This window comes from Pseudomonas poae, from assembly GCA_028869255.1.
Taxonomy (GTDB): Bacteria; Pseudomonadota; Gammaproteobacteria; order Pseudomonadales; family Pseudomonadaceae; genus Aquipseudomonas; species Aquipseudomonas poae_C.
Window position 1 is genome coordinate 6,785,773 of record CP110972.1, and the last position, 11,542, is coordinate 6,797,314.

Here is an 11,542-nt window from a genome sequence, read left to right on the forward strand (position 1 = left end):
GTCGACGACACGACCAAGAAATTTTTCTTACAGGCCCGGCAGGCGTTGGCGGATTTGTGCGACCAAGGCGTCGAGCGTCCCGCTTTGGTTGGTTTCCACGCGCTTGCTCAGCAACAGTTCTTCGGCGGTCAGCGGGTCGCGAGTGGCCTGCTGTTCCTCGATAACGCTCAGCGTAGCGTCGGAAGGATCGTTGTTGTCGGCCTGACGTTGTTCCAGCCAGCTGGCGATAACCGCCTGCGGCGCGTTGCAATCGAGGATCAGGAAGGGCGCGCCGGTGGCTTCGGCAACCTTGGCCGCTGCATCGCGTTGTTCGCGCTTCAGGAAGGTGGCATCCAGCACAACCGGGTAGCCGGCACGCAGAATAGTGTCAGCGATTTCATTCAGGCGGGCGTAGGTCGCTGCACTGGCATCAGCCGCGTAGATACCTGCCTGCGGCGTGTTTTCCACCTGCTGCTCGCCGAAGAGGCGCTTGCGCTCCACATCTGAACGCACGCGCACCGCGCCCAAGGCCTCCACCAGACGCATGGCGACGTGGCTTTTGCCTACAGCAGAAACACCGTGGGTAACCGCCAGGAAGCGCGACGGAATAGTGCTGTAGCTTTCCGCCAGGTTGGCGTAGTTGCGGTATTGGCGCAGCGTGGTGGCGCGCTGCACAGGGCTGGCCTCGCTTGGCATGCTGAACAGCGCGACCTTGGCGCGCACCATTGCACGATAGGCTTTATAGAAGTTCAGCACTTCCAGGCCCTGATAGTCGCCGGTCAGCTCCAGGTACTGGCTGATAAAACGCCGCGCCAGGGATTTGAGGCCACGGTCTTCGAGGTCCATGGCCAGGAAACCGGTGTCGGCGTACACATCGGTGAAGCGGAACGGTTCGTTGAACTCGATGCAGTCGAAGATCACCACATCGCCATCGATCAACGTGGCGTTGCCCAAGTGGATATCGCCATGGCATTCGCGGGTGAAGCCATCCAGCTTGCGCTGTGCCAGCAACGGCTTGAGGCGCTCGAAGCTGCTTTCGGCCCAGGCTTGCAAGGCCTCGAGTTGACCCAGGTCGGCCTTGTCGCTGAGGAACGGGCGGATCTGCTCAAAGTTCTGCCGCACCGGCGCCATCACTTCGTCCGGAGTGCCGGCCGCGTGGGTTTGCGGGACTTTCGGCGCGGTGAGGTGGAAGTGCGCAATCTGCTTGGCCATTTCATCGATGTGCGCACTGGTCAGCTCGCCATTGGCCTGCAAGGTGCTGAGCAATTGGCTTTGCGGGAACTGGCGCATTTTCAGCGCGTACTCGATAACCGGACCTTCGCCGCCCAGCTGAGGGGCTTCGGCGGTGCCGGTAATCGGCAACACTTCAAGATACAAGTCTTCGGTCAGGCGTTGGTTGAGGCGCAGTTCTTCGTTGCAGAAGTGACCCCGATCGGCCAGTTGGGTGAAGTCCAGAAAGCCGAAGTTCATCGGCTTCTTCAGCTTGTAAGCGTAGGGGCCGGTCAGGATGACCCAGGAAATATGGGTCTCGATGACCTGGAACGCTTCAACCGGATGGGGGTATAAAGCCGGGTTTTGCAGGGCGGCAATCAGGGACTGGCTCACGGGCGATCCTTCAGAGTCTGGGGGAAATCATGGCCGGCATTATGGCGGTTACAACCGGTCGTGCAAACCGCTGTCCGGCTCATGTTGATCATCAATAAAGTGCGTATAATCCGCCGCCATGACTCGAACCCGATCTCCCCGTTCCCGTAAAAAACCTCCTTCCCGTGGCCTGCGCCCATGGCTCGGCTGGGCGCTCAAACTCGGCCTGGTTGGCCTGGTGGTGCTCGCCGGCTTCGCGGTGTACCTCGACGCCGTGGTCCAGGAGAAATTCTCCGGCAAGCGCTGGACCATTCCGGCCAAGGTATATGCACGCCCGCTGGAGCTGTTCACCGGCCAGAAGCTGAGCAAGGATGACTTCCTCACCGAACTCGACGCCTTGGGCTATCGCCGCGAGCCTGTGAGCAATGGCCCGGGCGCGGCCGCCGTCAGCGGCAACACCGTCGACCTGAACACCCGTGGCTTCCAGTTCTATGAAGGCCTGGAAAAAGCCCAGCCGGTGCGCGTGCGCTTCTCCGGCGACTATGTGGCCGAGCTGTCGTCGCTCAATGGCTCCAAGCTGCCGGTGGTGCGCCTGGAACCGCTGATGATCGGCGGGATTTACCCGAAAAACCTTGAAGATCGCATCCTGATCAAGCTTGATCAGGTGCCGCCGTACCTGCTGGAAACCCTGGTTGCCGTAGAAGATCGCGATTTCTACAGCCACTGGGGCGTGTCGCCGAAGTCGATTGCCCGCGCCATCTGGGTCAACACCTCCGGCGGCAGGATGACCCAGGGCGGCAGTACGCTGACGCAACAATTGGTCAAGAACTTCTACCTGACCAACGAGCGCAGCCTGACCCGTAAACTCACCGAAGCCATGATGGCGATGCTGCTGGAGCTGCATTACAGCAAGCAGGAAATCCTTGAGGCGTACCTTAACGAGGTCTTCGTCGGCCAGGACGGCCAGCGTGCGGTGCACGGTTTTGGTTTGGCCAGCCAGTTCTTCTTTGGCCAGCCGCTGTCCGAACTGAAGTTGCATCAAGTTGCGTTGCTGGTCGGGATGGTCAAGGGGCCGTCCTACTACAACCCGCGTCGTAACCCGGAGCGTGCGCTTGAACGCCGTAACCTGGTACTCGATGTGCTTGAACAGCAGGGCGTTGCCACTGCGGAGCAAGTGGCCGCAGCCAAGAAAATGCCACTGGGTGTGACCACTCGCGGCAAGCTGGCCGACAGCTCCTTCCCGGGCTTTATCGATTTGGTCAAGCGCCAGTTGCGGGAAGACTACCGCGACGAAGACTTGACCGAGGAAGGCTTGCGGATCTTCACCAGTTTCGATCCGATTCTGCAGATGAAGGCCGAAGCGTCGGTCAACGACACCTTCAAACGCCTGACCGGCCGCAAAGGCTCAGACGAAGTGGAAGCGGCCATGGTGGTGACCAACCCGGAAACCGGTGAGGTCCAGGCCATGATCGGCAGTCGCCAGGCGAGTTTCGCCGGGTTTAACCGTGCTCTGGATGCCGTACGGCCGATCGGCTCGCTGGTCAAGCCGGCGGTCTATCTGACGGCCTTGGAAAAGCCGAGCAAATACAGCCTTACCAGTTGGCTGTCGGATGATCCGTTGTCGGTCAAAGGCGCAGATGGCCAGGTGTGGACGCCGCAGAACTTTGATCGTCGCTCCCACGGTACGGTGTTCCTGTACCAGGGGCTGGCGCATTCCTACAACATTTCCACCTCCCGCCTGGGCCTGGAAGTGGGGGTGCCGAATGTGCTCAAGACCCTGGCGCGCCTGGGCATCACCCGTGAATTCCCGGCCTTCCCGTCGATCCTGCTGGGCGCCGGTGCAATGACGCCGATGGAAGTGGCAACCATGTACCAGACCCTCGCCAACGGTGGCTTCAATACGCCGATGCGCGGCATTCGTAGCGTGCTGACCGCCGAGGGCGAGCCGCTCAAGCGCTACCCGTTCCAGATTCAGCAGCGTTTTGATGCGGGCTCCATCTACCTGATCCAGAACGCCATGCAGCGCGTGATGCGTGAAGGTACCGGCAGTTCTGTCTATAAGGTTCTGCCTTCGAACCTGACGCTGGCGGGCAAAACCGGTACCAGTAACGACTCGCGTGACAGCTGGTTCGCCGGTTTCGGCCAGGATGTGCTGGCGGTGGTGTGGCTGGGTCGTGACGACAATGGCAAGACCCCGTTTACCGGCGCCACAGGCGCACTGCAGGTCTGGACCAGTTTCATGCGCAAGGCCGACCCGTTGCCGCTGAACATGCCGCAGCCGGACAATATCGTGCAGGCCTGGATTGATCCGCACACGGGGCAGGGCTCCGATGCCAACTGCCCAGGCGCGGTGCAGATGCCGTATATTCGCGGCAGCGAACCGCCACCCGGTCCCGCGTGCGGTGGCAGTGCCCCGGCTGACGCGGAATCGGTGATGGATTGGGTCAAGGGCTGGATGAATTAAGCAAAGAGGGTTTCAAGTGAACAAGTGGTGGATTCCAGCTATTACAGCTCTGGCTTTGCTCAACGGTTGCGCCAGCGTGCAGCGCGGCTCGATTCCGGTGGTGGACTCGAGCACAGCCGTCTCGAATAACGACCGCATCTCGGCCAACGGCGGTTTCCGCCAGACCGTGACCAAGCGTCCCGTCCAGGCCGCTCCGCAGGCTGTGCCGCAGGATTCGGGCGTGGTAGTGATGGTACCAGGGGGTGGCGCTGCCACCTCCGCGCCGATCAGTGCCGAGCCGTGGACCCCAGGGCCAATCACCTCTGGCCCGATCGATACCACACCGATTCAGACGGCCCCGGTTAACCAGGGCTCCTACACCATGCCGTCGACGCCGAGCGGCATTCCGTCGTCCTCCAGCGCTGGTGGCCTGTCGGCTGACGAGCAACTGGATGGCCCGGTACTGGCCTTGCTCACCACCGCCCAGCAACAGCAGGCCGGTGGCGATTTGAATGGCGCATCGTCGAGTCTTGAGCGGGCCCAGCGGGTTGCGCCTCGCGAGCCGCAAGTGTTGTATCGCCTGGCTCAAGTGCGGATGGCCCAGGGCGACGCACCGCAAGCCGAACAGTTCGCCCGTCGCGGCTTGACCCTGGCCAACGGTCGTCCTGACCTGCAAGCCAGCCTGTGGGCACTGATTGGCGATGCACGCGCGGCGCAAGGGGATGCCGCCGGTGCTGCCCTGGCTCGGCAAAAAGCCAAGGTCAGCCTCTGATGGATGCGCGTTTTCCAGCGATTGCCGAACAGTTATTGCTGATTGAGCGCGAATTGCGCGTGCAGGGCTGGTGGGACGAAGAGTCCCCCAGCGTTGAGGCCTTGAGCAGTGTCGAGCCTTTTTCGGTGGACACCCTGGACTTCCACCAATGGTTGCAGTGGATCTTCCTGGCGCGCATGAAGCAGATCCTCGAGCAGGACCTGCCATTGCCAAATGCTTCCGGGATTCTGGAGATGGCCGAGATGGTCTATGCCGACCGGCCGCTTGAGAGCATTGGTTTGCGCAATGCGCTGAAAAAGTTCGACCAACTGATCGTCGACGCTCGTTAATTGCCTGACTGCCGGGTTTTCCGGCAGTCTTGCGCACATTTCTACCGCTTGACGACATTCAGGCGAGTTTTATCCCTCCTCAGAGCCCTTTCTTCTACGTTCTCATGCGCTTAGTTGGAAAAAAGCGCAATTATTGCTTGACTTGAACGGGCTGAAACACAAGAATCCAAAGTCCGCTGTATCGGGACTGCCAGAAGCAGGCCCGCTCAGCAGATCATGAGGCGCACATCCGCGCCGACCTGTTACACCCGCAACGCGTTACCTCGCGCTGGGTGGGAAAAGCCCGCAACACTTGGGACGATCCCAATACTTGCTCAGTCAGTGCTGACGTAGTCGGCGACCACCGTCGCTCATGCTCTGTTGAGAAGTAAACCTATTAAGACCCGTCGGTTTTAAACGGACGGTATTCTGGCGTTTTAGAGGTGAACAACGTGGAGCTTTTATCTGGCGGTGAGATGCTCGTCCGCTTTTTGCGTGACGAAGGCGTCGACTATATCTACGGGTACCCAGGTGGTGCTCTGCTGCATGTCTACGACGCACTGTTCAAGGAACCGGCTGTTACCCACATCCTGGTTCGTCACGAACAGGCCGCGACCCATATGGCTGACGGTTACGCCCGTGCCACCGGTAAAGCCGGTGTAGTACTGGTAACGTCCGGCCCAGGCGCAACCAATGCCATTACCGGCATCGCGACTGCTTATATGGACTCCATCCCGATGGTGATCATTTCCGGCCAGGTTGCTAGCACCATGGTCGGTACCGATGCATTCCAGGAAACCGACATGATCGGTATCTCCCGGCCGATCGTGAAACACAGCTTCATGATCAAGCATGCGTCGGAAATCCCGGAAGTCATGAAAAAGGCGTTCTACCTTGCACAGTCCGGTCGCCCGGGCCCTGTAGTGGTCGATATTCCGAAAGACATGACCAACCCGGCCGAAAAATTCGAGTATGTCTTCCCGAAGAAAGCCAAGCTGCGCTCCTACAGCCCGGCCGTGCGTGGGCACTCGGGGCAAATCCGCAAGGCGGCAGAAATGCTCCTGGCGGCCAAGCGCCCAGTGTTGTATTCCGGTGGTGGCGTGATTCTGGGCGGCGGTTCCGCACCGCTGACCGAACTGGCCAAGCTGCTCAACCTGCCGGTGACCAACACCCTGATGGGCCTCGGCGCATTCCCGGGTACGGACCGCCAGTTCGTCGGCATGCTCGGTATGCACGGCAGCTACACCGCCAACCTGGCCATGCACCACGCCGACGTGATCCTGGCGGTGGGCGCACGGTTCGATGACCGGGTAATCAACGGCGCGAGCAAATTCTGCCCGAACGCCAAGATCATCCATATCGACATCGACCCGGCCTCCATCTCCAAGACTATCAAGGCCGACGTGCCGATTGTGGGTCCTGTGGAAAGCGTATTGACCGAAATGGTTGCTGCGCTGAAGGACATTGGCGAAACGCCGAACAAGGAATCGGTTGCCAGCTGGTGGAAGCAGATCGACGAATGGCGCGGTGACCGCGGCTTGTTCCCTTACGACAAGGGCGACGGCAGCATCATCAAGCCACAAACCGTGATCGAGACCCTGTGCGAAGTGACCAAGGGCGACGCCTTTGTAACCTCCGATGTGGGTCAGCACCAGATGTTCGCGGCGCAGTACTACAAGTTCGACAAGCCTAACCGCTGGATCAACTCCGGCGGCCTGGGCACGATGGGCTTTGGTTTCCCTGCGGCCATGGGTGTCAAGCTGAGCTTCCCCGACACCGACGTGGCGTGCGTCACCGGTGAAGGCAGCATCCAGATGAACATCCAGGAACTGTCGACGTGCCTGCAGTACGGCCTTCCGGTGAAGATCGTCTGCCTGAACAACGGCGTGCTGGGTATGGTTCGTCAGTGGCAGGACATGAGCTACAACAGCCGTCACTCCCATTCCTACATGGAATCGCTGCCGGATTTCGTCAAATTGGTTGAAGCCTATGGCCACGTCGGCATTCGCATCACCGATCTGAAAGATCTGAAGCCGAAGATGGAAGAGGCGTTCGCCATGAAGGACCGCCTGGTATTCCTCGATATTCAAGTGGATACCAGCGAGCACGTCTACCCGATGCAGATCAAAGACGGCTCTATGCGCGACATGTGGCTGAACAAGACGGAGCGTACTTAATCATGCGGCACATTATCTCCCTGCTTCTGGAGAACGAACCCGGCGCTCTGTCTCGTGTTGTCGGCCTGTTTTCGCAACGCAACTACAACATCGAAAGCCTGACCGTGGCGCCGACCGAAGACCCGACCCTGTCGCGTCTGACGTTGACCACCGTGGGCCACGATGAGGTGATCGAGCAGATCACCAAGAACCTCAACAAGCTGATCGAAGTGGTCAAGCTGGTCGATCTGTCGGAAAGTGCCCACATCGAGCGCGAGCTGATGCTGGTTAAGGTCAAGGCTACGGGCGCCCAACGTGCCGAGATCAAGCGGACTACCGACATTTATCGCGGGCAGATCGTCGATGTGAGCGCCAGCGTTTATACCATTCAACTGACCGGTACAAGCGACAAGCTGGACAGCTTCATCCAGTCGATCGGGACGGCCTCGATTCTGGAAACGGTACGCAGTGGTGTCACCGGGATTGCCCGTGGCGACAAAGTACTCAGCATCTAAACCAAATTAGCGAATGGCCTTACGGCCTGGATATATAGAGGAACCTCATGAAAGTTTATTACGATAAAGATTGTGACCTGTCGATCATCCAGGGCAAGAAAGTCGCCATCATCGGCTACGGCTCCCAGGGTCACGCGCAAGCTTGCAACCTGAAAGATTCCGGCGTTGACGTGACTGTTGGCCTGCGCAAAGGCTCGGCCACTGTTGCCAAGGCTGAGGCCCACGGCCTGAAAGTGACTGACGTTGCTTCCGCCGTTGCTGCTGCCGACCTGGTCATGATCCTGACCCCGGACGAGTTCCAGTCCGCGCTGTACAAGAACGAAATCGAGCCGAACATCAAGAAGGGCGCCACCCTGGCCTTCTCCCACGGCTTCGCGATTCACTACAACCAGGTAGTGCCACGCGCCGACCTCGACGTGATCATGATCGCGCCGAAAGCACCGGGCCACACCGTGCGCTCCGAGTTTGTCAAAGGCGGCGGTATCCCTGACCTGATCGCGATCTACCAGGACGCTTCGGGCAACGCCAAAAACGTTGCACTGTCCTACGCAGCTGGCGTTGGTGGCGGTCGTACCGGCATCATCGAAACCACTTTCAAGGACGAGACTGAAACCGACCTGTTCGGCGAACAAGCCGTTCTGTGCGGCGGTACCGTTGAGCTGGTGAAAGCCGGTTTCGAAACTCTGGTTGAAGCTGGCTACGCGCCGGAAATGGCCTACTTCGAATGCCTGCACGAACTGAAGCTGATCGTTGACCTCATGTACGAAGGCGGTATCGCCAACATGAACTACTCGATCTCCAACAACGCCGAATACGGCGAGTACGTGACTGGCCCGGAAGTGATCAACGCCGAGTCCCGTCAGGCCATGCGCAACGCCCTGAAACGTATTCAGGACGGCGAATACGCCAAAATGTTCATCAGCGAAGGTGCTACCGGCTACCCTTCGATGACCGCCAAGCGTCGTAACAACGCCGCTCACGGTATCGAAGTCATCGGCGAGCAACTGCGCTCCATGATGCCGTGGATCGGTGCCAACAAGATCGTCGACAAAGCCAAAAACTAAGTCGTACGCATCAAGGAAAAACGCGGCCCAGGCCGCGTTTTTTCGTTTGAGGGGCTGGTTCTGGTATAAAGCTGCATCGTTTGCGGGCGAACACTCGCCGCAAGTATTTGTCGAATTTTTTCACACCGTTGCAAGGTAAAGTCCATGAGCGAACGTCCCGAAGAGCCAAACCAGGCTCCTGACGCCGAAAGCCTGCTACCGATCGATGAGCATGTCGAAGAAGGGCATGACGCAGAAGGCCGCAAGGTCCGGCATCGTGGCATCTATCTGCTGCCCAACCTGTTCACCACAGCGAACCTGTTTGCCGGGTTCTATTCCATCATCAACTCCATGAGTGCCCAGAGCGCACTGGCGGCGGGTGATGCGGCGAGTGCCAGCAAGTATTTCGGTTTTGCTGCCATCGCGATCTTTGTCGCCATGGTGCTCGATGGCCTGGATGGTCGCGTAGCGCGGATGACCAATACCCAGAGCGCGTTCGGTGCCGAGTACGACTCGCTGTCGGACATGGTTGCCTTCGGCGTCGCGCCTGCGTTGTTGGCGTTTGCCTGGGCGCTGGGTGACATGGGCAAGGTCGGCTGGATGGTTGCCTTCATCTATGTCGCGGGTGCCGCTTTGCGCCTGGCGCGTTTCAATACCCAGGTGGGTACCGCCGACAAGCGGTACTTCATCGGCCTGGCCAGCCCGGCGGCTGCGGGTGTGGTGGCGGGTATCGTCTGGGCGTTCAGTGACTACGGCATCCAGGGCTCGAAGATGTCGTTCCTGGTGGCGTTGATGGTTGCGGCGGCCGGCATGCTGATGGTCAGCAACATCAAGTACAACAGCTTCAAGGAATTGGACTTGAAAGGGCGGGTGCCTTTCGTGGCGATCCTGGTGGTGGTGCTGGTGTTCGCGGTGGTGTTCAGCGATCCGCCACGTATTCTGCTGCTGGCGTTCCTGGTTTACGCCGCTTCGGGGCCGGTTCAGTACTTGCTGCATCTGCGTCGGGACAAAACATTGCCTTAATGTAATTTCCCCATACTCCGCAGTCTATTGGTGCATCAGTTCTCCAATGCTGCGGAGTTGCCATGTTATTCAAATTTCCCAAAGCGTCCGATTGCCACGAATCGGATGTCACGCCTGAATCCTTCTATCTCTCTCGCCGCAGTTTGCTCGGTGGTGCGCTTGCCGGCATGGCCGCCGGTAGCCTGCCGCGTTGGGCCAGTGCGGATGAAGCTGCGCGTTATGCCGATGTCGAGCCGGGTAAGGCTCCGAACTGGTTTACCGAGAAGCTGCCGAACACCAAGTGGCAGGCGGTAACCGTGAAGGGCGAGGCCATCACGCCCTTCAAAGACGCCACTCACTACAACAACTTCTATGAGTTCGGTACGGATAAGGGCGACCCCGCCGCCAATGCGGGTTCACTCAAGACTGAACCCTGGACGGTTGTCATTGACGGGGAGGTCGCGAAACCTGGGCGTTATGCCCTGGAAGACTTCATGAAGCCTTATCAGTTGGAGGAGCGGATCTACCGTTTGCGCTGTGTTGAGGCATGGTCGATGGTGATTCCGTGGATGGGCTTTCCGATTTCTACCTTGCTCAAGCAGGTCGAGCCGACTTCCAAAGCGAAATACATCCGCTTTGAAACCCTGCAGGACCCCAAGACCATGCCGGGGCAGCGCTCCAGCTTCGGCCTGATCGACTGGCCATATGTAGAGGGGCTGCGCCTGGACGAGGCGATGAATCCTTTGGCGATCCTGGCAGTGGGTATGTATGGGCGGGAGTTGCCGAATCAGAATGGCGCGCCGTTACGTTTGGTGGTGCCGTGGAAGTATGGCTTCAAGAGCGTGAAGTCGATTGTGCGGATCAGCCTTGTGAGCGAACAGCCGAAAACTACGTGGCAGAGTATTGCGGCGGATGAGTATGGGTTTTATGCGAACGTGAACCCCGCAGTTGATCACCCTCGCTGGACGCAGGCGCGGGAGCGCCGTTTGCCGAGTGGCCTGTTCAGCCCCAATGTGCGTGAGACGCAGATGTTCAATGGCTACTCGGATGAGGTGGCCTCTCTCTACACTGACCTTGATCTGCGGAAGAACTATTGATGCGGTATCCAGTCTGGCGCATTGGCGTCTTTATAGCTGCGGCGGTGTGGCCGTTGTGGTGGCTATATGAAGCATGGCGTTTCGCCCTTGGGCCTGATCCGGGGAAAGTACTGGTTGATCGGCTCGGCTTGGGCACGTTGATCCTGTTGCTGATCACCTTGTGCATGACGCCGCTGCAGAAATTGAGTGGTTGGGCGGGGTGGATAGCCGTACGCCGGCAGTTGGGGCTGTGGTGCTTTGCTTATGTCGTGCTGCATCTGGCTGCGTATTGCGTGTTCGTCCTTGGGTTGGATTGGTCCCAGTTGGGAGTGGAGCTGCGCAAACGGCCCTACATTATTGTGGGCGCGCTGGGTTTCCTGTCGCTGCTGGTGTTGGCGGTGACGTCGAATCGCTATAGCCAGCGTCGGTTGGGCAGTCGTTGGAAGAAGCTGCACCGCCTGGTGTATGGGATTCTTGGGCTCGGTTTGCTGCATATGCTGTGGATCGTGCGGGCAGACCTGAAGGAGTGGGCTGTCTATGCTTCTATAGGGACGCTGCTTTTGTTGCTGCGGATTCCCCCTGTCATGCGTCGAATCCCTCGCCTTATGGCGAAAAAGCCAATTTCTGCAACAAAAGCGTAATTAGCGCTTGACGGCAGATTCTG

The 11,542-nt window shown here is 59.1% G+C and carries 10 protein-coding genes; 9 read left to right on the forward strand and 1 reads right to left on the reverse strand.

From position 1 onward, the window contains the following. Positions 1–27: 27 nt before the first annotated feature. The gene (locus tag LRS56_30885) at positions 28–1,584 is read right to left on the reverse strand and encodes an AAA family ATPase (protein WDU63022.1); all 1,557 of its coding nucleotides are present in this window, start codon (positions 1,582–1,584) and stop codon (positions 28–30) included. A gap of 118 nt (positions 1,585–1,702) precedes the next feature. Here LRS56_30885 and mrcB point away from each other — a divergent pair, with 118 nt between their 5' ends. From mrcB to msrQ, 9 genes are all read left to right on the forward strand, one after another. Continuing rightward, the gene (gene mrcB, locus LRS56_30890; GenBank protein ID WDU63023.1) at positions 1,703–4,027 is read left to right on the forward strand and encodes a penicillin-binding protein 1B; all 2,325 of its coding nucleotides are present in this window, start codon (positions 1,703–1,705) and stop codon (positions 4,025–4,027) included. A gap of 16 nt (positions 4,028–4,043) precedes the next feature. Beyond that, positions 4,044–4,778, forward strand: coding sequence for a hypothetical protein (locus tag LRS56_30895; GenBank protein WDU63024.1), 735 nt, complete (start codon positions 4,044–4,046; stop codon positions 4,776–4,778). Next, the gene (locus LRS56_30900; GenBank protein ID WDU63025.1) at positions 4,778–5,107 is read left to right on the forward strand and encodes a YqcC family protein; all 330 of its coding nucleotides are present in this window, start codon (positions 4,778–4,780) and stop codon (positions 5,105–5,107) included. Before LRS56_30895 ends, LRS56_30900 begins: the two co-directional genes overlap by 1 nt. A gap of 431 nt (positions 5,108–5,538) precedes the next feature. Next, positions 5,539–7,263: an acetolactate synthase 3 large subunit gene (locus tag LRS56_30905; GenBank protein WDU63026.1), complete on the forward strand. Its 1,725-nt coding sequence runs from the start codon at positions 5,539–5,541 to the stop codon at positions 7,261–7,263. Between the two features lie 2 nt (positions 7,264–7,265). Further along, a complete protein-coding gene (gene ilvN, locus LRS56_30910) occupies positions 7,266–7,757 on the forward strand; it encodes an acetolactate synthase small subunit (protein ID WDU63027.1) in 492 nt (163 codons plus the stop codon). Between the two features lie 47 nt (positions 7,758–7,804). Continuing rightward, positions 7,805–8,821 carry a ketol-acid reductoisomerase gene (ilvC, locus tag LRS56_30915; GenBank protein ID WDU63028.1) on the forward strand — a complete coding sequence of 339 codons (1,017 nt, stop codon included), beginning with the start codon at positions 7,805–7,807 and terminating at the stop codon, positions 8,819–8,821. 144 nt (positions 8,822–8,965) lie between these two features. Beyond that, positions 8,966–9,823 carry a CDP-diacylglycerol--serine O-phosphatidyltransferase gene (pssA, locus tag LRS56_30920; protein WDU63029.1) on the forward strand — a complete coding sequence of 286 codons (858 nt, stop codon included), beginning with the start codon at positions 8,966–8,968 and terminating at the stop codon, positions 9,821–9,823. A 62-nt stretch (positions 9,824–9,885) separates the two neighbouring features. Beyond that, a complete protein-coding gene (gene msrP, locus LRS56_30925; protein WDU63030.1) occupies positions 9,886–10,899 on the forward strand; it encodes a protein-methionine-sulfoxide reductase catalytic subunit MsrP in 1,014 nt (337 codons plus the stop codon). Further along, the gene (gene msrQ / locus LRS56_30930; GenBank protein ID WDU63031.1) at positions 10,899–11,519 is read left to right on the forward strand and encodes a protein-methionine-sulfoxide reductase heme-binding subunit MsrQ; all 621 of its coding nucleotides are present in this window, start codon (positions 10,899–10,901) and stop codon (positions 11,517–11,519) included. Before msrP ends, msrQ begins: the two co-directional genes overlap by 1 nt. Positions 11,520–11,542 lie beyond the last annotated feature (23 nt).